The sequence below is a fragment of the Amycolatopsis samaneae genome (assembly GCF_039541975.1).
Lineage (GTDB): Bacteria > Actinomycetota > Actinomycetes > Mycobacteriales > Pseudonocardiaceae > Amycolatopsis > Amycolatopsis samaneae.
Genome location: NZ_BAABHG010000009.1, coordinates 142,386 through 163,655 on the forward strand (window position 1 = coordinate 142,386; position 21,270 = coordinate 163,655).

A 21,270-nucleotide genomic window follows, 5' to 3' on the forward strand; every position below is an offset into this window, starting at 1 on the left:
CGAAGGGCGCCGCTGATCCGACGCGGCGCCAGGACCGAGGAGTTCGACTTGCGTATTCGTATGGCTCTCACCGTGGGCGCGCTGCTGCTGGCGGGTGGCGCCGTCACCGCCGGGACCGCGCTGGCCACCGACCAGCCGACCATCTCCCCCTCCCCGGCCCCGACCGACCGGCCGACCTCCGAGTCGCCCGCTGCCACCCCTGGCCCCGCCGCGACCGACCGGCAGACGACCAAGGCCCCGGCCCCGGCGCCCGCCGGATCCAGGCCGACGGAAAACCGTGTGCCCAAGGCCATTCCGGCCGGGCCGGTCGGCGCCACCTGGCTGCCTGCCATCGGGGAGGTCAAGTAGCCCGGTGACACCCCGCTCTCGTCCGGAGGACCGGCCGGGCTCGCCGTGGGACGGCGAGTTCGCCCGGTACTTCGGCGAGCGCGCGCACAGCCTGCGGGCGACGGCGTTCCTGCTCTGCGGCGACTGGCACCAGGCCGAGGACCTCACGCAGGCCGCGCTGCTGAAGCTGTACCTGGCGTGGCCGCGGCTGGCGCGGCACGACACGCTGGACGCCTACGCCCGCAAGGTCGTGCTGCGCACGTTCCTCGCCGAGCACCGCAAGGTCCGCTGGAAACGCGAGCGGCTCACCGGCGAACCACCCGAGGTCCCGGTCGAGCGGGCCGGGACCGAGCAGGACGAACTGGTGCGGCACGCACTGGGTGTCCTGGCGCCAAGACAACGCGCCGTGCTGGTGCTGCGGTACTTCGACGATCTGAGCGTCGAGGAGACGGCCGCGGCGCTCGGCTGCAGCACCGGCACGGTGAAGAGCCAGGCGGCACGCGCGCTGGCGACCCTGCGGAAACGACTCGGCCCGCACTTCGGGTCGCTGTCGTTCAGCACCGGAGGTCTCGATGGGAGGTGACGAGATGGACGAGAACGACGACATCAGGACCGTGCTCTCCTCGGCGGCGAGCGGGCCGCCGATGCGCTTCGACGCGGGCGACGTCATCGCGCGCGGCGGCCGGATCCGGCGGCGGCGCAAGCGCTGGACGATGGCGGGCAGTTCCGCCGCGACGGCGGTGATCCTCGTGGTGGCCGGGTTCCTGGCCGGTCAGCACGGCGGCACCGATCCGGCGCCGGTCCAGCCCGCGGGTCCCGGTCTGTCCACGGTCCCCTCCTCCCCCTCGGCGCCCTCCAAGCCGGCTCCGGAACCCTCGGCAGGCGCGGGTGAGTCGCATCCGCCGCCGGAGGTGCCGACCGCCAAAACCGGCACCTCGCAGCGAGTGCCGAGTGCCACGTCGGTGCCGAGGACCATCCCGGAGCGACGTCCGGGGACGGCGCCGACGAGCGAGGCACCGGGTGACCGGCAGACGGTGCCGACCGCCGCGCCCGGCACCGATCGCACCACTCGTTGAGACGTGGAAACCGCCGATTCACCGGGCGTTTCACGTGCGCACAGCGCTGTGGCCGAGATCACCGTTTGAACCGCTGTCACCATGAAATACCTGGGCTTACCGTGGCGATATGCCCTGTGGCGGCACGTTCCGCCGCCGACAAACTACTCAGCCGGCTCAGTCTCGCCGGCCCGAGAACCCGAGGAGGAAGCCATGGTCTTCGTTGCCCTGTTGATCGAAACCGGTGTCGCAGTAACGGTTGCAAGTGCGCTGGCCGTTTGGTCGCAGAAGCGCTTCGCTCCTCGTGCGCAGGTGGCCGAAGCCACCCGCTGACCGCGACCACGAACAGGGCCCCCGTCCACAGTGGACGGGGGCCCTGTCGTGTCCGGCCGGGACCGGGGTCAGCGCTTGGCGCCGACCAGCGAACCACCGGTGTCCGCGGTGTCGATCTGTTCGATCGGCACCTGGGAGGTCTCCGGGATCTTGAGGATCGGCACGATCGCGATCAGCGCCGCGATGATGAGGTAGTACGCCGGCCAGTCGGCGTTGCCGGTGCTCTTGATCAACGCGGTCACGATGACACCGCAGGTACCACCGAAGATCGACGTCGAGACGTTGTACCCGATCGCGAACGAGCCGTACCGCACGCGGGTCGGGAACATCGCCGGGAAGGTCGACCCGATCACCGCGAGCATGAACACCAGCAGCACCGCCACGATCAGGAAGCCGACCACCAGCCACAGGATGCTGCCGGACTGCATCAGCTTGATCGAGGGCCAGCTCAGCACCGCGAACCCGATCGCCGCGGTGAGCAGCAACGGTTTCCGCCCGATCCGGTCGGACAGCGCGCCGAGCGGCAGGATGATCGCCATCTGCACCAGCTCCACCCCGATGATGATCAACGTCGAGGTGTTGTCGTTGATCTTGAGGGTGTCGGTGAAATAGGTCGGCATGGTCGTCAGGAGCATGTAGTCGGCGATGTTGAGCAGGAGCACGATCCCGATCAGGTTCAGGATCATCCGCCAGTTGCGGGTCAGCGTCTCCCGCAGCGGCGCCTTCTCCGGCTTCTTCCCGGTCGCCTCCAGCCGGCGGAACTCCGGGGTGTCCTCCAGCTTCGACCGCAGGTAGAGGCCGATCAGGCCCAGCGGGAGCGCCACGAAGAACGGGATCCGCCAGCCCCATGCCTCGACCTGTTCGTGCGAGAGCGACAGGGTCACGGCCAGCACGACCACGTTGCCCAGCACGTACCCGGCGAGCGTGCCCATCTCCAGGAAACTGCCGAAGAACCCCCGGCGTTTGGTCGGCGCGTACTCGGCGATGAACGTCGCCGCGCCGCCGTATTCACCACCGGTGGAGAAACCCTGGATCAGCCGGAGCAGCAGGACGGCGACCGGTGCCGCGATGCCGATGCTGTACGGACCGGCGTAGGTCGGCAGGCAGCCGACCAGGAAGGTGCACCCGGACATCAGCAGGATCGTGATCGCCAGGACCTTCTGCCTGCCGAGCTTGTCCCCCAGCGGTCCGAAGAACGCGCCGCCGAACGGCCGCACGACGAAACCGACCGCGACGAGCGCGAGCGATTTCAGGACCGCGTTCCCCTCGCCGGGGAAGAACACCGTGCCGATGCTCGTGGCGATCGCGCCCGAGGTGAAGACGCCGTAGTCGTACCACTCCGTGGCGTTCCCCATCGCGGACGCGATGACCGCCCGCCGGACCGTTCTCTGGTCCACCTCCGGCTTTTCCGCAGCTGCGTCACTCATCCCCGCGACGACCTCCTCCGCGTGCAACGGTTCCCATCGAACTCATCGACCCAGTCTTCCGCGACGGAGCCGGGTCGGCAGAGCGAATCGGAAATCATCTACGGTTCGGCAATTTCCGACTACGGAGCGCTCACAGCGCAGGCCCACAGGGGTGGGCCGCATGCGGCGAGTGACCACTCCGGGGTTAACGTCGATTCATGAGTCGTGTTTCTCAACCCTGGCCGCCGGTGCCGGTGGAGCCCGCCGAGGCCCATCCGAAGGCACCGCCCGCCGGCACGGAGCTGGGTGTGCACTTCGGTGAGTGCTTCGGCTGCGGCGACGAGGTGGAGTCCGGTCTGCACCTGCGGTCGCGGGTCGGCGAGGGACAGACGGTGCACTCGAAGTTCACCGTGACCGCCGCGCACCAGGGCGCGCCGGGGCTGGCCCACGGCGGACTGCTGGCCTGCGCGTTCGACGAGGCCCTCGGCTCCACGGTGGGGAACCTGCTGCGCAGGCCCGCGGTGACCGGGAAGCTCGAAACCGACTTCCGGCGGCCGGTGCCGGTCGGGTCGACGCTGTACATCGCGACGAGGCTCGACGGCATCGCGGGGCGCAAGATCTACGTCAGCGCAGACGGGCACCTCGACGCCGAGGACGGCCCGATCGCGGTCAGCGCGCGGGCGCTGTTCGTCGTCGTCGGCTTCGAGCACTTCAGCAACCACGGCGACCCGCAGGCGCTGGAGAAACTGGCCGCCGCGCACGAGAAGGCGAAACGCGCTCGCGAACAGCGCGAATGGGAGATCAATCCCTGATCCGGGCAGAGCCGGACAAACCAGGAGGGCGGCACCCGGTGTCCGGGGCCGCCCTCACGCCGTTCCGGCGCGTGACGCCGCTCAGCCGAACTGGCCGGGCTGGTAGTCGCCCGCGGGCAGCTGGTTGATGACGTTCAGCCGGTTGTAGGCGTTGATGAGGGCGATCAGCGCCATCAGCGCGAGGAGCTGTTCCTCGTCGTAGTGCTTGGCGGCGTTCGCCCACACCTCGTCGGAGACACCGCCCGCCGCGTCCGCGATGCGGGTGCCCTCCTCGGTCAGTTCCAGTGCCGCGCGCTCGGCCTCGGTGAAGACCGTGGCCTCGCGCCAGGCCGCGATCATGGCGAGACGCACCGGCGTCTCCCCCGCGGCCGCGGCGTCCTTGGTGTGCATGTCGAGGCAGAAGCCGCAGCCGTTGATCTGGCTGGCCCGGATCTTCACCAGTTCCTGCGTCGCGGCGGGCAGGCCCGAATCCGTGACGACCTTGCCCGCGGACGCGAAGTACCGCTGGATCTTGGCCGCGGCCGGGCTGCCGAAGATGTCCAACCGAGCTTCCATGATGCGCTCCCAGTGCTGTTCCGTTGGTTTCACAGCACTGACGGGACGGCGCGGCCCGATGTGACAGCGCCGGGTATGACCTACGTCTCCTGCCCGACGACGACAGTCCAGACGCCGCCTACGTGAGGGTCCTCGGCCGGATGGCGTTGGCGCGGTCGACCAGGTCGACCCGCTCCTTCGTGGTTCCGGCCAGCCTGGCCAGCGTGCGGTAGCACCGCTCCAGGCCGAAGCGCAGCTCCCGCTCCTCCAGCGCGCAGCCCAGCACCCTGGCACCCGCCGACGGCGCGCCCTGCCGGGGCGCGCGCAGCCAGCTGTGCGCGGCCTCCAGGACCTCGGCGGACAGCCGGGTGCGGCGCTCGGCGTCCAGGTTCAGCCGTTCGAGCCTGCCCGACGCGTCGACGAGGTCGCGCTCGGAGACACCGGCGGGCTCCTTGCCACCGCCGTTGACCCTCGTCTTGATCTTGATGGCGGCGACCTGCGCGTCGACGTAGTGCGTCGAGGACGGCGGCACCGCCTCCAGCACCTCGATCGCGCTCGCCCGCGCGCCCTGCGCCAGGTACACCCTGGCGAGCCCGAAGGCGGCGCTCACGTACGAACGGTCCGTTCGCCACACCAGCTCGTAGAACCGCGCGGCACCGAAGTAGTCCCCGACGCCCTCGGCGCTGACCGCCAGCGCGAGCTTCGGCGCGATCTCGCCGGGCAGGTCGTCGTACACCGCGTCGAAGGCGACGTGCGCGACACGCGGACGACCGCCAGCCAGCTCGATGAGGCCGCGGTACCAGTCGATCCGCCAGTCGTGCGGGAAACCCGCCCTGATCGCCAGGTACTGCGCGGCCTGCAGCTGCCGCTGCGCCTCGACCAGCTCGCCCAGCTCGATCCGGGCCCGGACGATGCGCAACCGCACCTCGATCGACTCGCGCGGAGCGCCGGCGAGGGCCTCGATCGCGCCCTTGGGATCGAGCGCGGTGGTCGTGGCCAGCACACCGGCCGCCGGGTCGTCCGTGTCGACCTGCGGGATCGGCAGGCCGGAGACCACCTCGACCGGCTCGGGCAGCGGCACGCTCGCGCCCGGCTCAGGGACGACCATGTCCACCCCGAAGGTGCGGCTCTCCGGCCCGAACACCGTCGACGCGCCGGGCCGCTGTTTCCCGGTGCCCATCGCCATGATCTCGCGCAGCACACCGGTCAGCTGGTCGGACATCTCCTCGGCGGAGACGAACCGCCGTTCCGGGTCGGCGTGCGTCGCGCGCTTGAGGAACCGGTGGTACGAACCGAACAACGCGAACAGCGGGACCGCGTCCGCGCCGGGCAGCGTCGACTTGAACTTCGTGGTGTACCCGGCGAACTCGAAGCTGAGCACCGCCAGCGTCCGGCCGACGGTGTAGAGGTCCGAGGCGATCGACGCGCCCTGCTTCGCCAGCTCGGGCGCGCTGTAGCCGGTGGTGAAGAACAGCGGGCTCTCGTAATCGTCCATCCGGCGCACCGCGCCGAGGTCGATCAGCTTCAGCTGCTCGTGGGTCTGGATGACGTTGTCCGGCTTGAGGTCGCAGTAGAGCAGGTTCTGCGAGTGCAGGTAGCCGATGGCGGGGAGGATCTCCAGCCCGTACGCGATGACCTGGCCGATCGGCAGCGGCTCCGGCCGCCTGGTCTCGCGGTGGTGCGCGAGCGCGAGCTGCCGCAGGGACTGCCCGCCGACGTACTCCATCACGATGTAGCCGACGGAATTCCCGGTCCGCGGGTCCGGATGCTGCACGAAGTTGTGGATCTTGACGATGTTCGGGTGCTCGACCTCGGCCAGGAAGCGCTCTTCGTTGGCCGCCGCCGCCATCGCGGTCGCGTCCCCGGTGTCGATCAGTCCTTTGAGGACGACCCACCGGTCGCTGACGTTGTGGTCCTGCGCGAGGTAGATCCAGCCGAGCCCGCCGTACGCGATCGCGCCGAGCACCTCGTACTGCCCGCCGACCAGCTCGTGCGGTTTCAGCTTGGGCACGAAGGAAAACGGCGTGCCGCAGTTCGCGCAGGTGCCCTCCGGAGAGCCGGGCTCGCCGTTCTCGCCGCGGCCGACCTTCGCGTTGCAGCTACCGCAGAACCGCTTCTCCTCCGACACCACCGGGTTTTCGAGCACGGCCGTCGACGGGTCGCGGTAGGGCACCGGCGGCACCTCGACCAGCCCGGCGCCGAGCCTGCCCCGCCGCGCCCGGCGCGCGGTGCGCGACGAGGTCCGCCGCGACGTCCCGGGGAACGAGCCGGTGCCCGTCCCGGTCCCGGTGCCCGTCCCCGTGCCGCGGCTCCCGGTCCCCTGGCTTCCGGTGCCGGTCACCCGGCCCTCGCTGGGCCGTTCGGGAAGGACGCTCTCGGTGCCGGGATCCGGCAGCGGTCCGGCCCCGGTGTCCGCGCGCGGCGCGGGCGGCATGATGCTCTGCGTTTCCGGCGTCGGCGCGGCGAGCACGCTCGTCGGCTGCGCGACGTCCGGTGCCGGTGCGCCGGGACGCGCCGGGTCCGGCCGCGCGGCCGGACCGTTCGCGGCCGGGGGCCGCGGCTGGGGCGGGCGCGGCGGCTGGGCCGCCTGGGGTGGCGGTGCCTGCGGCTGACCGCGCGGCGGGGTCGCCGGGCGTTGCACGGGCGCGTGGAAGACGGTCTCCGCGTCGGGCCCGGACGGACTCGACGCCGGACGCCGCGCGGGCTGTTCCTCCGGCGTGCCGTCGAGACGGCCGGAGATCGAGGGCTCCGGGGTATCCCAGCGCACCGGCGCGGGCGGCGTCCAGCCGGGGGCACCCGAGGACCCGGCGTGTTCTTCCGGCTCGTCCGGTGCCGCGTGCCGGGGACGGCGTGGCTCCTCCGACACTGCTACCTCCCGTGTTCACCGCGACGAAGTCCGCCGCCGATCCTAGTGGGGCACGAACGGTCCCGTGGTGTCCGCCGTGCGCGTGACCGGGCCGTTCGCGACACCGGAAGTGCGGTCACTGGTACTGCGGGTTGGGCGGGCTGGCCGGGCCCAGCGGGACCCCGACCCACTTCTGGTAGCTCGCCTGCCACGCGCTCTTGCGGACGTCCTCCAGCACGGCGTTGACGAACCGCACCATGTCCTCGGCGTCCTTCGGGATGCCGACGCCGTAGTTCTCGGTGGTGAACCGGTCGCCGACCACCGCCAGCGCCGGATCCTGCTCGGCCATCCCGGCGAGGATGGTGTCGTCGGTCGAGACAGCCTCCACCTGGCCCTGCTGGAGCATCACCAGGCAGTCCGACCAGTTGTCCACCGAGACCGGCACGACCTTCGCCGGGTCGGTGGTGATCTTCGTCAGCGGGGTCGACTTCTTCGCCGCGCAGACGCGCTTGCCCGACAGGTCGGCGAGCGTGCTGACCTTCTTCTCCTTGGGCACCAGGATCCGCTGCCCCGCGACGTAGTACACCGACGAGAAGTTGACCTTCTTCTTGCGCTCGCAGGTGATGCTGTAGGTCCGCACGACGATGTCGACGTCGTGGCCGATCAGCACGTCCTCGCGCTGGCTGGAGGTGATCGCGCGGAACTGGACCTTGCCCTCGTGGCCGCCGAAGATCGCGTCGGCGATCTTGTTGACCATGTCGATGTCGAAGCCTTCGAGGTTGCCGGTGGTGGGATTGCGCGACCCGAACAGGTAAGTGGTCTGGTCGACCCCGGCGATCAGCTTCCCGCGTTCCCGGATCTTCGCCATCGTCGATCCGGCCGGGATCGCGGTGCCCCCGGTCGGGGCGAGGCTGGCGAGCGGGTTGCAGCTGGTGTCCGAGGAGCCGCCCGCACCCGACTCGCCGCCCGCGACGTGCGCGGGCTGTGGCCAGGCGGCATCGCTGACCGGGGCCGGATCCACCGGTTTGCCCGCGCTCCCGCAGGCCGTCGCCAGCACCGCGACCGCGGCGAGCAGTACGCCCGAACGCACGAACCTGCGCTTGCTCATCGGTACTCCCTCAGCCGTTCCCGGATCCCCATCGTCGCACCGGCGGCGGCCACCACCGCCAGTATCGCGACGCCGGGGGCGAGCAGGGTCAGCGCGCGATCGCCGCCCCTGGTGCCGTCGAGGAACGCCTGACGGCCCACGTTGATCGCGTCCTGCAGTTTGTCGTCGAGGTGCTGGAAGGCCAGGGCCGCGCCGTCGGGGCGTTTCTGCTCGATGGCGAGCTTCACCGCGTCGGAGTACTCGCCCGCGTCGTCGTGGCGACGCACCTCCTTGTGTGCCTTGAGCCAGTCGGCCGCCGCCTGCGAAGCCTTCTCGACATCGCCCGCGGCGTCGCCGCCCTGCGCGAGATCGCGGGCCTCGCCCAGCAGCCCGCTCCGGCCGTCCTGACCGACGAGCTGGAGGGCCAGCCCGGTGAAGTCCTTTTCGTACCCGCCGCCGTCGCCACGCGCGACCAGCGTCAGTGTCTCGTCCGCGCGGCCCTGCAGCGCGGTGATCCGCGCCCGCACCAGCGCGTCGACCTGGTGCGAGCCGTCGTCCTTGCCGTTCCCGACGAGCACACCCTGCATGACCAGCGCCACCGCGCCCCACAGCAGCGAAACCGCGACGCACACGGTGGCGACCACGAGCCCGACGTTGAGCAGGCGGTTGGTCCGCCGCGTCAGGTGCACCTGGGTGACGATCAGCGCGGCGAGCAGCGCCAGCACCAGCAGGGTCGCCAGCCACGGGAACCCGGTCGCGTCGTCCTGCTCGTCGGCCAGCCGGGTGGTGTCCACGCGGTAGAGCTCCTGCGCGGCGGGCAGCAGCTTCGCCCGCATCAGCTCGGACGCCTCGCGCAGGTAGGACGCGCCGGCCGGGTAGCCCTGCCGGTTGTTCGCCCGCGCGGTCTCGACGAGCCCGGTGTAGACCGGCAGCCGCTGGCTGAGCACGTCGACCTGGGCGGCCGCCTCGGCGACGTCCGCGGAGTCCGACGCCGCCTTCGCCAGCGCCGCGCCCGCCTCGGCGATGTCCCGCTCGTACCGCTTACGCAGCTCGGGCGGTTCGGTACCGGGGGAAAGGAAGGCGCTCGCCGCGGTGGCGTCGGCGTCCGAGAGCGCGCGATAGACCTGCTGCGCGGCGGCGGCGAGGGGTTCGCGGTGCTCGATGAGGCCGTTGATGGTGTCCTTGCGGCCCTGCACGGACAGTGTCGCGACGAGACCGGCGAGCAGGGAAAGCAGCACGAGCCCGACCGCGATCACGGTCAGCCTGCCCGGGGTGGTGGCCGCGGACTTCGTGACGGCGCGCACCGCCTGCCCCGGCAGTTCGAGCAGACCGGCGATCCCGCCGCGGCCTTCTTCGGGCGGCGGCGGAGCGCCGGGGCCGCCCGGCGGCGCGGGCTGCGTCGCGGTCGTGGTCATCGCCGTTCCTCCCCAAGTCCTACCTGACCGTGGCCACCTTAGCCGCAGGCACCGGGCGAGGTCCCCAACCCGCGCGAAGCGGGGCGCGGGAAACCCACTGTCCACAACGGACGGGACACCCGATTCGGCCGTTCGGGTCGAACACCGGAGCGAGACCGGTCACCGGGCGGATCACGGACCGGCAACGACTGGGTGACAACAGGCTTCAGCCGGTGGACAGCCGGGGCGGGAATAGCCGCGGCGGCCGATCGGTAGAGCAGTACATGAAGCTCAACGACGCCGCTCGCGCGCTCATCGGTTCCGGTGCCGACGCCACCCTGGTCACGCTCAACCCCGACGGCAGCCCGCAGGTTTCGCTGGTGCGAGTACAGCTCCAGTCCACTTCGGAGGGTGACGAGCTCGTGGTCGGTCACCTGGCCGAGCACAAGAAGGTCCGCAACGTCCGCCGGGACGGCCGGGTGGCGGTAACGATCCTGCCGCCGGGACCGTCCGAGCTGATGCGGCCGTACCTCGCCATCACCGGCACAGCGCGCGTCGTCGAAGGCGGCGCGCCCCAGGTACTCAGGGAACTCGCCGAGCCGCTGCTCACGCCCGGGGTGGAGTTCCCGCCCGCCGACGCGCCGCCGGGCTGGCTCACCCGCGTCCGCGTCGAAAAGGTGGGCGGCGTCGGCCCCTGGACCTCCCGCTGACTTTCGCCGATTCGCACGAAAATCCGGCCGCGGCCGGAATATCCGCGCGCCGGGCGGAGTAGCTCCGGGTATGGACTTCGGGATCGCAACATCGGTGACCGACGAAGGAATCCGGCCGGGGGTACTGGGGGCGGCCGTGGAGGAACGGGGATTCGACTCCCTGTTCCTGCCGGAGCACTCCCACATCCCGGTCAGCAGGGAGACCCCGTACCCCGGCGGTGACCTGCCGCCGGGCGCGCTGCGCAACCTCGACCCGTTGATCGCGCTGACCGCGGTCGCGGGCACCACCTCGGACCTGCGGCTGGGCACCGCGGTCGCGCTGATGATCCAGCGCGACGTGTTCTACACCGCGAAGGAGGTCGCCAGCCTGGACCTGCTTTCCGGCGGGCGGGTGGTGTTCGGGGTCGGGGCGGGCTGGAACGTGGAGGAGATGCGCAACCACGGCGTCGACCCGCGCACGCGCGGCGCGTTGCTCACCGAGCAGCTCCAGGCGCTCAAGGAGATCTGGACGAAGGACGAGGCCGAGTTCCACGGCACGCACATCGACTTCGATCCGGTCTTCGCGTGGCCGAAACCGGCACGGAAACCGCATCCGCCGATCTACGTCGCGGGCGGTGGACGGGCGAGCCTCGAGCGGCTCGCCGCGCACGCGGATGGGTGGCTGCCGCACGCCGTGACCCCGCCCGAGGAACTGCGCCGGGTGCGGTCCTGGCTCGATGACCGGGGCCGGGCCGACGTCCGGATCAGCGTGTTCGGCGCGCCCGCCGACCCGGAGCTGGTGCGGGGCCTCGCCGGCGCGGGTGTCGACGAGGTGTCGTTCCTCGTGCCGACGCTGCCCGAGGCCGAAACCCTGGAACACCTCGACCGGCTGAAGAAGATCCTCGAACCGCTGCGCCAGGAGTAGCCGGAAGGCGGCGGCCCTCCCGCGATGGCAGTGGTCCGTGGGGGCCTCCTTGAGGGACTCTAGGTCCCTCAAGGAGGCCCCCACGGACCTACCCGAGCGGCTCAGTCACGTTTCTTGCCGACGGTCTTCCAGATCACCACCATGGCGACGAGCACCACCACGGCCAGCACCACGACGATGACGCCCTTCAGCAGGAAGTCGTGCAGCAGCTCGCCCATGATCCCGCCGCCCTCGGCCAGGAACAGTTCCATTTCCCTCACCTTTCCCGGATCAGCGGCGAATCAGCGACGACGGTCGTCCCGTCCGGCGTGGTCGTCCAGGTAGTTCGTGACGCCCTTGGCGAGCGCGCCCTTCCAGCCGCTCCCCCGGCGACCGTCCCGGCCGCTCCGCGCCGCGCGGTTCTCCACGTAACCGCGGGCGAGCGGTTCCACGTACCGCCGCGCGCTCCCCAGCTTTCCCTTGCGCTTCAACACAACGGCGACGGTGAACACGACGAGTACGAGCACGGCGATTCCCGCGGCCATCACCCCGAAGCGGACCAGCAGGATGTTCATGATCTCGCCGACGTTCGTGTCGCCGCCCTCGGCCAGGTATCCGACGTGCTCCATGGTTTTCCTCCGCACCACTCCGGTTCACGCTGTCGATGGCGACGGTAGATCCGGGAAAGGGTGCAAATGGACGGCCCGAGGGTGGAGATCGGGGTGGAGAAACCGGGACTACAGCTCGTGGTCCAGTCCGTAGCGAACGGCCTCGGCGCGGTGCCGCACGCCGATCTTCGCGAACGCGTTGTTGATGTGCGTCTTCACCGTCGCCTCGCCGATGTACAGCTCGGCGGCGATCTCGGCGTTCGTCAGCCCGCGCGCGATGAGCCCGACGACCTCCGCCTCCCGCGCGGTCAGCCCGTCCGGGAGCACCGGTTTCGCGCGGGTGGCCGGCCTGGCGTCCAGCGCGGCCACGAGCCGTTCCGAAATCTTCGCGTCGAAGATCGCCTGCCCGGCGGCGGCCGAGCGCAGCGCCGCCCCGATCTCGGCGCGGCCCGCGTCCTTGGTCAGGTAACCCCGCGCCCCGGCACGCAGGGCGTCCGCGATGGACACGTCGTCGGCGTAGGTGGTCAGCACGACGACGGCGAGGCCGGGGTGATCGCGGGTGAGCACACGCGTCGTCGCGACGCCGTCGAGTCCGGGCATCCGCAGGTCCATCAGCACGACGTCGGCCGGTGTCGTGCCGAGCAGGACCAGCGCCTGCCTGCCGTCGGCGGCCGAACCGACGACGTCCACGTCGTCCAGCAGCCCGAGCAGCGCGACCAGCCCCTCGCGCACCACCTGCTGATCGTCCACCACGACGACCCTGATCACGCCGGCACCTCCGCCACCACTCGCCACTGCCCGTCCTCCGGGCCGGAGCCCAGCGTGCCACCGGCGAGCGCGAGCCGCTCCCGCATCCCCGTCAGCCCGAACCCGCCCTCGCCGGGCCGGGAGCGCTCGTCCGAAACGAGAGCGCTGCTCACGGACAGCCGCACGGCGGCCGGCTCGTACGCCAGCCGCATCGTGACCGGCTCGCCCGGCGCGTGCTTCCCGGCGTTGGTCAGCGCCTCCCGCGCGACCCCGACCAGCGAGACCGCCGCCGCCGAGGGCAGCGGCCTTGCTTGCCCGGTCGCGGCGAAGTCCACCCGCACCGCGTGGTCGCGGGCATGGGCCTCGGCCGCCGCGGCGAGCGCTTCGGCCAGCGGCAGGACGTCGCGGCGTAGCGCCGCGACGGCGTCGCGGGCCTCCGCGAGCCCGTCAGCGGCGAGTCGCCGGGACCGCCGGACCGTCCGCAGTGCACCGTCCACATCGGACTTCTCGGCCAGCAGCGCCTCGGCGAGTTCGAGCTGGACCCCCAGCGCGCCAAGGGAATGCGCGAGAACGTCGTGCAGCTCCCGCGCGATACGCGTGCGCTCGTCGAGCGCGGCGGCCCGCGCGTGCTCGGCCTGCGCGAGCCGGGTCTGCGCCAGCAGCTGTTCGGCCTGTGCCGCCTGCACCTCGTACTGGCGGCGGTTGAGGCCGATCAGCATCAGCAGCAGCATGATCCCGACGTCGGTCGCCGCCTCGGCCATGCTCGCCCCGGTGAAAGCGCTGGAGGACAGGACCAGCGCCATGTCCAGCAGTGCCATACCGACGATCGCCGTGACGCTGACCCTGGTCAGGGTCGCGAGCCTGCCGAGCGCGATGACGCACAGGATGACCGCCGAGGAGTCGCCCGCCCAGCCGAGCACCGCCGCGGGCACCACGCTGGCCAGCGCCAGCAGCACCGCCGCGAGGACCGGGCGCCGGGGCGCGGCCGCCACGAACCCCAGCCACAGCGTGGCGGAGACGCCGTAACACACCCAGAGCCACGCTCGCGGTTCCCGCGCGGTGAGCAGGGTCGCGACGACGAAGAGCGTGCCGAGCAGCTGGACCACGAGCCAGCTCGGCGCGATGGTGTCCGGCAGCAGCGGCCGCCCTCGTCTGGCCACGTCCCCTCCGGCTCCGCGGTGTCCTCTTCAGTGGTGACCGCTCAGCTTCGTGATCACCATCTTCATCCTTCCCCCTCGTTCCCGCCCCTCGGCATGGGCCGCCTTGTTCGTGGTGAGCAGGCTAGGCACGGCCCCGGGTGGAGCGGGACCGTCGCCGGGTGGAGGCGGGGGTGGAGATCGCGGCCGGGTCAGCCGCGGATGGCGGGGGCGAGCGAGTGCGGCAGTACCTCGGCGGGATCCTCCGGCCGTTCGACCACCACCTCGACGTCGTCGGCGAACCGGTACGGCCGCCCGCCGAGTACGCCGCCGAAATGCCGTCGCAGCCGGGACATCTCGGCCCGCACGGTGACCGTCCGCGCGGCGTCGCCGAAGAGGTCGAGCGAAAGTTCCGACGCCGACCGGCCGTCACGGCGGCACGCGAGCACGTACAGCATCTCGGCGTGCCGCGGGCTGAGCCGGTGCGTCCAGGTGCCCGCGGCGCCGGACACGGTGAGCGTCGGCTCGCGCGGCGCGCGGACGTCGAGCACGACCCGGGTCGGCTGCGTGCCCGCCTCGTCCTCGCCGTCGGCGAGCCGGACGAGCCAGCCGCCGGGCAGCGGTTCGATCCGGCAGCTCCCGTACGCGGGCAGCCACGCCCGGCCCGGCGAACAGCCGGTGGGCAGTGCGATCCGGTCGAGCGGGGCGAGCCCGCTGGTGGCCGCGACCCAGCCGTGCGGGTCGACCGCCACCGCGCGTCCCCGTACCTTCGCCAGCACCGGGACGGCGATGCCGCGCAGCCGCTCCAGTTCCGTCCCGTGCGCGGACCGCAGCCCGGCCTCCGCGAGCTGGGCGACGGCGTCGACCAGCGCCAGCGTCGTCGGATGCACCGTCGAGGCCGGGCCGGAGAGGTCGACCGCGCCGATCAGGCGCCCGTCGCGCGGATCGCGCAGCGGCACCGCGGCACAGGTCCAGTCGTGTTGCGCGCGGACGTAGTGCTCGGCCGAATAGACCTGGACGGGCCGCCGCGCGACCAGCGCCGTCCCGATCGCGTTGGTGCCGACGGCGTTCTCGTGCCAGTCGACGCCTTCGCTGAACCCGATGGCGTCGGCGCGGCGCCGCACCGGCGCGCTGCCCTCCCGCCACAGGATCCGCCCCTCGGCGTCGGTGACGACCATGATGTGCGCGGCCTGCTCGGCCATCGGAAGCAGCCCGGCCCGCAGGGCGGGCAGCACCTCGGCCAGCCCGCTCCCCCTGCGGCGTTCCTCGATTTCCTCGATCTTGAGCCGGATTCCGGGCGCGCCGCGGTCCGGGTCGAGACCGAGCCGCCGCATCCGCTGCCAGGACGCGCCGATCACCGGGCGGGGACGGCCCGGCAGCGCCCGGCCGGACAGCGCGGCGTCATGGATCAGGGCGAGGACGCGCGCGTGCTGCCGAGGATCCACCCCGGCCGGCAACGCTGCCTCGAGGCTCCGTAGTCCCACCGCCGCTCCCAATGCTCGGAGTGGAGTCTGCACTACGGAGTCCGAGATTCCTAGCCCGTACGCTGGGATTCTCGCGCGTGAGCACCGTCACCGGCGCCAGCCGACGACGCACTTCGCGGCGTCGGCGACACGCTGGGTGCCGGGCAGGTAGCGGCTTTCCCGGGCCTCTGGGAAGGGCAGCGGGGTGTGCGGCGGCGTCACCGTTTCGATCGGCGCGCGCAACGCCCCGAACGCCTCCCGCGCCACCAGCGCGGAGATGTCCGCGGCGAGACCGCAGCGCGGCGCGGACTCGTCGACGACGACCAGCCGACCGGTGCGCCCGACGCTGGCGAGGATCGTCGCGGCGTCGAGCGGGCTCGTCGTGCGAGGATCGATGACCTCGGCGTCGATCCCGGACACCGCCAGCTCGCGCGCGGCCCGCTCGGCGACCGGCACCATCCGGCCGAGCGCGACCAGCGTGACGTCGGCACCACGACGGACGACGTTCGCGGTGCCGAACGCCAGAGCGTAGCTGTCACAAGGAACTTCGCCGACGATGTCGTACAACGCCCGGTGCTCACAGAAAATCACCGGCCCGTCATCGCGGATTGCCTGTGCCATAAGGCCTTTCGCGTCGTATGGCGTCGCGGGAACGACCACCTTGAGGCCGGGGACCTGGGTGAAGGCCGGGTACGGGCACGCCCCGGCCCGGTAGACCACCCGGAGCACCACGGGCGTGTTCGCGGCGCCGCCCGCCAGTGCGCCGAAGGTGGCCGCCTGGCCGAAGATCCGGTCGAAACCCTGGCCACCGGAGCACCCCAGCTCCGCGACCGGACGCTGCCCGCGCGTCGCGGCGCCGATCGCCGCGCCGACGAACGCCGTACCGGCGCCGGAGGTGCCCAGCACCCGGCCGGGGAACCGGGCCGCGAGGTCCGGCGCCGCCCCGGCACCCCCGCCGTCGCCGAGCACGATGACCGACGGCTCCCGCGCCATTTCCTGCGTCAGCGCCTCGATGATCGCCTCGCGGTAGCTGATCGCGCGGGTCATCGACGCTCCTCTCGCGGGAGAACTCAGTAACGGACCAGATCGGCCGTGGCCGGTTCCGCCTTGGCCTCGGCGACCGAGGCCGCGACCAGGGCGGCCACCTCGACGTCGATACCGTCCAAAACGGACTCGTCGAGCCCGCCGCCGTCGAGGACCGCGCCACGGAACCGGGACAGGCAGTCCCCTCGCGCGCACCCCGGCGGGATGGTGAACCGCCGGGCCTCGATCAGGGTCGGCCCGCCGCCTGCCCTTGCCCTGGCGACGGCCTCACCGGCCGCTTCGTGGACGGCGAAGAAGTCGAACCCGTCGACGATCTCGCCGGGCATGCCGAACGCGGCCGCGCGGTCGGCGATGCTGTCCGACGCGACCGTCCAGCCGGGGGACGAGCGGGGCCGCCCGGTGTTCTCGGCGACGAAGAGCACCGGGAGACACCAGGACGTGGCCAGGTGCAGCGCTTCGAGGGTCGCGCCGTCCCCGTTGGCGTCGTGCCCGAAGAAGGCGACGCCGACACCGCCCGTGCCCTGGAGCTTCGCGGCGAGCGCGGTACCGCAGATCAGGGGCGGGCCGCCCGCGACGTGCGGGACGGCACCGACGCTCCGCCGGGTACCGGGACGGCCGTACAGCTCGGCCATCATGGCCCGGACGTCCACGCCCCCGGCGATGCGATGGCCGTAGCCGCACTGGGTGCCGACGATCGCGTCACGCTCGTCGAGATGCAGGCAGACCCCGGTCGCGGCGGCCTCGTCGTCGGTGGGAACCGGCTCGGCGCCGGGGAGTTCGCCACGGGCGGACGCCTCGCGCACGCACTGTCCGAAGGCCCGGATCGTGCGCATCACGCGGTACGCCTCGCGCAGCGGCCCGGTCATCTTCGGCGCTCCTCACCCGGCGCCGCGGTGGCGGTGCGGAGCAGCCCGCGCCGGGCCGCCTCCGCCATCGCCGCGCGGACGTCCACACACCACGGCCCTTCCGAACGCAGTTCGACGAACGCGCTTTCGCCGTTCTTCAGCTCCAGTTCGCGTTCACCGTCCACGGCGATCACCCCGCCCGCCGCCGCGAGCTCGACCCGCACCCCCGGCTGCAAGACGCCCCAGCCGCGCACCCCGACCGGGACGACCAGCCCCGGCGCGATCGGCGCCTGCACGACGTACGGTGTCTCCCCGACCGGGCCGAGCTGGAGCGCGACCCCGTCGGCGCTCGACCGAGGGCTGGGGCACAGCTGCCCGGCGATGCTGGAGAGCCCGATACCGTCCGGTTCGGCGAAGGTGCAGTACAGCTCGGTCAGCGACGCGGGCTCCCACAGCGCCCGCGCGCCGACGTGCCTGCTCAGCGACACGCAGACGTCGACGAGCGCGATCTCGCGACGGGCCTTGGTGACCACTTCGAGCACGCTCATCCGGCGCGTCACCAGGTCCGGGTCGATCTGCCCGCTCGCGATCAGCCCGGCGGCCAACCCTGCGACGGTGGCCTCGCGCATCTCCGGGAAGGCGTTGTTGGTGCCGGTGGACAGTGCCAGCAGCGGCACGTCACCGCAGGCGGCCGCCGCGACCCGCGCGGTGCCGTCACCGCCGAGGCAGACGATCACCCCGGCGCCCTCGTCCACCATGCGCCGGACGGCGTTGGTGGTGTCGGCCGCGGTCCCGGTGAGCGGCTCGGTCGCGCAGAACTCGACCTCGGGATGCTTGCCGCCGCGTTCGAGGGTCTGTTCCACCGAGGCGGAGATGCCACCGAGGTCCGAGGAGAGAACGGCACGCTGGACACCGGTGGCGGCGAAGGCGGCGAGCAGGCGCCGCACCATGTTCGCCTTCTCCGCGGTGGGAAAGACCGAAGCCCGCGCGACCAGCCTGCGGATGTCCCGCCCGGACGCCGGATTCGCGACGATGCCCGCCACCGCTTCACCCACCGTTTGCCCTCCCCTGCCGGTGCCTTCTGGGGCAACAGCAGACTCCGGGACCCGCCCGGCGGGAAAGGGTTGCAGCAGGGTTGCAACGTAAGCCGAAGGTGAAGGACCCGGCTACGGCACCAGGCTCGTCACGCCTTCGAAGCGATAGCCGGCTTCGGTTATCGCCGCGCTTACCCTGTCCGCCTCCAGCGGCGCGGCACTGCGGACGGTGACGTGCCCCGCGGCGACGTCGACCTCCACCCCGGCCACTCCCGGCAGCTCGGTGAGCTCCTCGGTGACCGATCGGGCGCAGTGGCCGCAGGACATTCCGGAGACGGTGTACCCGGTCTCAACCATGCGCCGAAGCCTACTGACCAGCGCCGTCCCCGATCGGGTGATCCCAGTTTCAGCTGGAAATCCACTGTGGACCACGGACGCGACAGGGGCCGCCACCGCTGAGCGGTGACGGCCCCTGAAGTAAGTGCGTGGGTCAGAGAAGGGTGACCGAGGTCGCCTGGGGGCCCTTCTGGCCCTGGCCGATCTCGAACTCCACCCGAGCGTTCTCTTCAAGGGTGCGGAAGCCGTTGCCCTGGATCTCGCTGTAGTGCACGAAGACGTCGCCGCCGCCGTTGTCGGGGGTGATGAAGCCGAACCCCTTCTCGGAGTTGAACCACTTCACAGTGCCCTGAGTCATAAAAAAATCTCCATATATAACACCAAAATCAGGAAGCCAGTCGGCGACCCGGGTCGAACCCGGACGGTTTGCTTCCTCGGTGAGGAGACACTGCGCCCGCTGAATTCTGCGAGCGTGATTCACCACGAACACAAAAAACAAGACCAAGATAAGTAAAGCACAGGGCCAGCCGGAGCGCCAACCCTGTCACCCTGTGTGGTGTGTTCTATCCGCCACTCGCCGCGCGGCGCGGCTCCGCACCGAACGGCGACCGCCACGACGCGTCGTGCTGGGCCGTCACCAGCGCGTCGTCGTGTGCCTCCGCACTCGCGCTGAACTGCACCGGGACCACTCCGGACGCCTTGCGCGCCTGCTCCTGCGCGCGCTGCTCGTCGGCCATATCGAACTCCCTCGTTCTCCGGGACCCGCTCGGGGTGATGACCGCAAGGGTGCCACCGGGCACCGACAAAAACGCTCCGGCGACGCACCCCCACGTTCGCCGAACACTCCTCAGGTTACCCGAGACCCCGGCGGACGCGCCGCACCTTTTCCTGTCTACTCCCTGAGAATTCCTTATGTCACAGGGGGTTGCTGACGGGCCGCGCCGAGCAGCGCGCTCAGCCGCGTCTCCGGCGTCACCACGTCCGGGTCGGTGCGCACGTCGATCACGCACGGCCGCTGGCGGACCAGCGCGCTCGCGATGATCGGTTCGAGCTCTTCGCGATCGTCCACCGTGTACCCCGCCGCGCCGAGCCCGCGCGCCCAGCCCGCGAAGTCGGCGAGCGGGATGGTGACCCCGGCGAGCCTGCCGTGCGCCCGCGCCTGGTGCGTGGCGAACCCGCCGTGCAGCCCGTTCTGGAAGACGACCACGATCACCGGCGCCCGGTAACGGACCGCCGTCTCGATCTCCTGCCCGGTCATCAGCGCCCCGGCGTCGCCGACCATGGCGACCACGGTGCGTCGCGGTTCGGCCAGCTTCGCGGCCACCGCGGCGGGCACCGCGTAGCCGATGGCCGCGTTGCTCGGGCCCAGCTGGCTGCGCGGCGCGGTGAAGCACCAGTAGCGGTGCATGAACTGCGCGACGTTGCCCGCGTCGCTGGTGACGATGGTGTCCTCCGGCGAGAGCTTCCGCAGCGCGCGGACGACGTCGGCCGGGTGCACGCGGCTATTCCCGCTGGTGTCGGGCGGGGTCATGAAGGTGTGCACCGCCGCGTTGGCGGCCGAGGCCCGGCGCGTGCGCGGCGCGGCCACCGAGCGCAGTTCGCGCAGGAACGGCTCGACCTCGGAGTCGATCCGGAAGGTCAGGCCCCGGCGCGGCGTGTCGTCGGTGCCGGTGCCGACCAGCACGAGGGTCTGCTGCGGCGTCGGGTAGCGAAAGGACTGCGTGGTGACCTCGTCCAGCCGGGTGCCCAGCGCGAGCACCAGGTCGGCGCGTTCGAGCGCGTCGAGCTGACGGGCCGGGATGCCGAGGCCGAGGTGCCCGGCGTAGCGCGCGTGGTTCTCCGGGAAAGCGTCCTGGCGACGGAACGCGTTGTACACCGGCAGCGACAGCTCGTCGGCGACGGCGATCAGCTCGTCCCTGGCCGAGCGGGCCCGGCCGCCAACGATGACCACCGGGTACCGGGCCTCGTCCACCAGCTGCGCGACCGCGTCGGCGGAGCGGCCGAGGGTGCCGGTGGCGGGCGGGCGGACGGTGGCGACCGGCTTCGCCGAGTCGTACGGGACGCCCCAGGCGTCGCTGGGCACGCCGAGCACGACCGGGCCCGGCCGCGCCTCGCGGGACCGGGTCAGCGCCTCGGCCAGCAGGCCGGGTACCTCGTCGGGGTCCTGCGCCCGCACGCACGACTTGCTGATCGGCTCGAACATCGCGGTGAGGTCGGCGGCGGGCAGCGAACCGGGGGGCACCGGGTCCATCGCCGGGGTCTCCAGCAACACCACCATCGGCGTCTCGTCCTGGTAGGCGGTCTGCACGCCGATGGCCAGATTGGCCGCGCTCGGCCCCCGGCTGGCGAGCAGCACGGCGGGACGCTCGGTGAGCTTGCCTTCGGCCTCGGCCATGAAGGCGGCACCGGCGTCGTGCCTGGCCGAGATGAGGGCGACCGCGCGCTCGCGCTGGACGGCGTCGAGGAGTTCCAGGAAGGACTCCCCGACGACCGCGTACACCCGATCCACTCCGGCCTCGGTCAGTATCCGCACTGCCGTCTGGGCGACGGTCGCTCCTAGTTGGTATCTAATGGGGAAAGCTTAGGCGGGACATGTTCAGTGCCGTCAAGTGATCTTCGGCCGAACGGGACGAAGAGCGCACGAGACGGACTGAATGTCCGCTTTCGACAG

23 protein-coding genes are annotated in these 21,270 nt (G+C 71.7%); 6 read left to right on the plus strand and 17 right to left on the minus strand.

Annotation, left to right across the window (positions count from 1 at the left end; genetic code table 11):
- Nucleotides 1-60: 60 nt before the first annotated feature.
- From ABD987_RS24295 to ABD987_RS24305, 3 genes are read left to right on the plus strand one after another with little or no spacing between them, the layout of a single operon-like run.
- The gene (locus tag ABD987_RS24295; RefSeq protein WP_345397947.1) at nucleotides 61-348 is read left to right on the plus strand and encodes a hypothetical protein; all 288 of its coding nucleotides are present in this window, start codon (nucleotides 61-63) and stop codon (nucleotides 346-348) included.
- 4 nt (nucleotides 349-352) lie between these two features.
- A complete protein-coding gene (locus ABD987_RS24300; RefSeq protein ID WP_345397949.1) occupies nucleotides 353-910 on the plus strand; it encodes a SigE family RNA polymerase sigma factor in 558 nt (185 codons plus the stop codon).
- 4 nt (nucleotides 911-914) lie between these two features.
- Nucleotides 915-1,403, plus strand: coding sequence for a hypothetical protein (locus ABD987_RS24305; protein ID WP_345397951.1), 489 nt, complete (start codon nucleotides 915-917; stop codon nucleotides 1,401-1,403).
- Nucleotides 1,404-1,783: 380 nt separating this feature from the next.
- On the opposite strand, the gene ABD987_RS24310 is transcribed toward ABD987_RS24305, so the two are convergent.
- Nucleotides 1,784-3,142, minus strand: a complete 1,359-nt coding sequence (locus ABD987_RS24310) for an MFS transporter (RefSeq protein WP_345397953.1) — start codon at nucleotides 3,140-3,142, stop codon at nucleotides 1,784-1,786.
- A gap of 197 nt (nucleotides 3,143-3,339) precedes the next feature.
- Between ABD987_RS24310 and ABD987_RS24315 the strand changes: the two genes are divergently transcribed.
- Nucleotides 3,340-3,933, plus strand: coding sequence for a PaaI family thioesterase (locus tag ABD987_RS24315; protein WP_345397956.1), 594 nt, complete (start codon nucleotides 3,340-3,342; stop codon nucleotides 3,931-3,933).
- An 81-nt stretch (nucleotides 3,934-4,014) separates the two neighbouring features.
- Here the strand turns inward: ABD987_RS24315 and ABD987_RS24320 are convergent, their stop codons facing one another.
- The 4 genes from ABD987_RS24320 to ABD987_RS24335 form a co-directional block, all read right to left on the minus strand.
- Nucleotides 4,015-4,488: a carboxymuconolactone decarboxylase family protein gene (locus ABD987_RS24320; protein ID WP_345397958.1), complete on the minus strand. Its 474-nt coding sequence runs from the start codon at nucleotides 4,486-4,488 to the stop codon at nucleotides 4,015-4,017.
- Nucleotides 4,489-4,606: 118 nt separating this feature from the next.
- Entirely contained in the window at nucleotides 4,607-7,333 is a 2,727-nt protein-coding gene (locus ABD987_RS24325) for a serine/threonine-protein kinase (protein ID WP_345397961.1), read from the minus strand.
- A 115-nt stretch (nucleotides 7,334-7,448) separates the two neighbouring features.
- Complete coding sequence (locus tag ABD987_RS24330) at nucleotides 7,449-8,420, minus strand: glutamate ABC transporter substrate-binding protein (RefSeq protein ID WP_345397964.1); 972 nt, start codon at nucleotides 8,418-8,420, stop codon at nucleotides 7,449-7,451.
- Nucleotides 8,417-9,814 carry a hypothetical protein gene (locus tag ABD987_RS24335; RefSeq protein ID WP_345397966.1) on the minus strand — a complete coding sequence of 466 codons (1,398 nt, stop codon included), beginning with the start codon at nucleotides 9,812-9,814 and terminating at the stop codon, nucleotides 8,417-8,419. The genes ABD987_RS24330 and ABD987_RS24335 overlap by 4 nt, the downstream gene beginning before the upstream one ends.
- Nucleotides 9,815-10,077: 263 nt before the next feature.
- Here ABD987_RS24335 and ABD987_RS24340 point away from each other — a divergent pair, with 263 nt between their 5' ends.
- The gene (locus ABD987_RS24340; RefSeq protein WP_345397968.1) at nucleotides 10,078-10,503 is read left to right on the plus strand and encodes a TIGR03618 family F420-dependent PPOX class oxidoreductase; all 426 of its coding nucleotides are present in this window, start codon (nucleotides 10,078-10,080) and stop codon (nucleotides 10,501-10,503) included.
- A gap of 70 nt (nucleotides 10,504-10,573) precedes the next feature.
- Entirely contained in the window at nucleotides 10,574-11,407 is an 834-nt protein-coding gene (locus tag ABD987_RS24345) for an LLM class F420-dependent oxidoreductase (RefSeq protein ID WP_345397970.1), read from the plus strand.
- Between the two features lie 101 nt (nucleotides 11,408-11,508).
- On the opposite strand, the gene ABD987_RS24350 is transcribed toward ABD987_RS24345, so the two are convergent.
- From ABD987_RS24350 to ABD987_RS24405, 12 genes are all read right to left on the minus strand, one after another.
- Entirely contained in the window at nucleotides 11,509-11,658 is a 150-nt protein-coding gene (locus ABD987_RS24350) for a hypothetical protein (RefSeq protein ID WP_345397972.1), read from the minus strand.
- Nucleotides 11,659-11,688: 30 nt separating this feature from the next.
- Nucleotides 11,689-12,015 (minus strand): hypothetical protein, encoded by a 327-nt coding sequence (locus tag ABD987_RS24355; protein ID WP_345397974.1) that lies wholly within the window; start codon nucleotides 12,013-12,015, stop codon nucleotides 11,689-11,691.
- Between the two features lie 108 nt (nucleotides 12,016-12,123).
- On the minus strand, nucleotides 12,124-12,762 hold the full coding sequence (locus ABD987_RS24360) for a response regulator (protein WP_345397975.1): 639 nt from the start codon (nucleotides 12,760-12,762) through the stop codon (nucleotides 12,124-12,126).
- Nucleotides 12,759-13,901, minus strand: coding sequence for a sensor histidine kinase (locus ABD987_RS24365; RefSeq protein WP_345397977.1), 1,143 nt, complete (start codon nucleotides 13,899-13,901; stop codon nucleotides 12,759-12,761). Before ABD987_RS24365 ends, ABD987_RS24360 begins: the two co-directional genes overlap by 4 nt.
- Nucleotides 13,902-14,089: 188 nt before the next feature.
- Nucleotides 14,090-15,361 (minus strand): GAF domain-containing protein, encoded by a 1,272-nt coding sequence (locus ABD987_RS24370; protein WP_345397979.1) that lies wholly within the window; start codon nucleotides 15,359-15,361, stop codon nucleotides 14,090-14,092.
- An 87-nt stretch (nucleotides 15,362-15,448) separates the two neighbouring features.
- Complete coding sequence (locus ABD987_RS24375; RefSeq protein ID WP_345397982.1) at nucleotides 15,449-16,387, minus strand: alpha-ketoacid dehydrogenase subunit beta; 939 nt, start codon at nucleotides 16,385-16,387, stop codon at nucleotides 15,449-15,451.
- A gap of 23 nt (nucleotides 16,388-16,410) precedes the next feature.
- Nucleotides 16,411-17,250, minus strand: coding sequence for a thiamine pyrophosphate-dependent enzyme (locus tag ABD987_RS24380; protein WP_345397984.1), 840 nt, complete (start codon nucleotides 17,248-17,250; stop codon nucleotides 16,411-16,413).
- Nucleotides 17,247-18,284 (minus strand): ATP-NAD kinase family protein, encoded by a 1,038-nt coding sequence (locus ABD987_RS24385; protein WP_345397987.1) that lies wholly within the window; start codon nucleotides 18,282-18,284, stop codon nucleotides 17,247-17,249. The genes ABD987_RS24380 and ABD987_RS24385 overlap by 4 nt, the downstream gene beginning before the upstream one ends.
- Nucleotides 18,285-18,395: 111 nt before the next feature.
- Nucleotides 18,396-18,620: a heavy-metal-associated domain-containing protein gene (locus ABD987_RS24390; RefSeq protein WP_345397990.1), complete on the minus strand. Its 225-nt coding sequence runs from the start codon at nucleotides 18,618-18,620 to the stop codon at nucleotides 18,396-18,398.
- Between the two features lie 133 nt (nucleotides 18,621-18,753).
- Nucleotides 18,754-18,957, minus strand: a complete 204-nt coding sequence (locus tag ABD987_RS24395; protein ID WP_345397993.1) for a cold-shock protein — start codon at nucleotides 18,955-18,957, stop codon at nucleotides 18,754-18,756.
- A 205-nt stretch (nucleotides 18,958-19,162) separates the two neighbouring features.
- The gene (locus ABD987_RS24400) at nucleotides 19,163-19,336 is read right to left on the minus strand and encodes a hypothetical protein (RefSeq protein WP_345397996.1); all 174 of its coding nucleotides are present in this window, start codon (nucleotides 19,334-19,336) and stop codon (nucleotides 19,163-19,165) included.
- Between the two features lie 173 nt (nucleotides 19,337-19,509).
- Complete coding sequence (locus tag ABD987_RS24405) at nucleotides 19,510-21,171, minus strand: thiamine pyrophosphate-binding protein (RefSeq protein WP_345398820.1); 1,662 nt, start codon at nucleotides 21,169-21,171, stop codon at nucleotides 19,510-19,512.
- Between the last annotated feature and the right edge of the window lie 99 nt (nucleotides 21,172-21,270).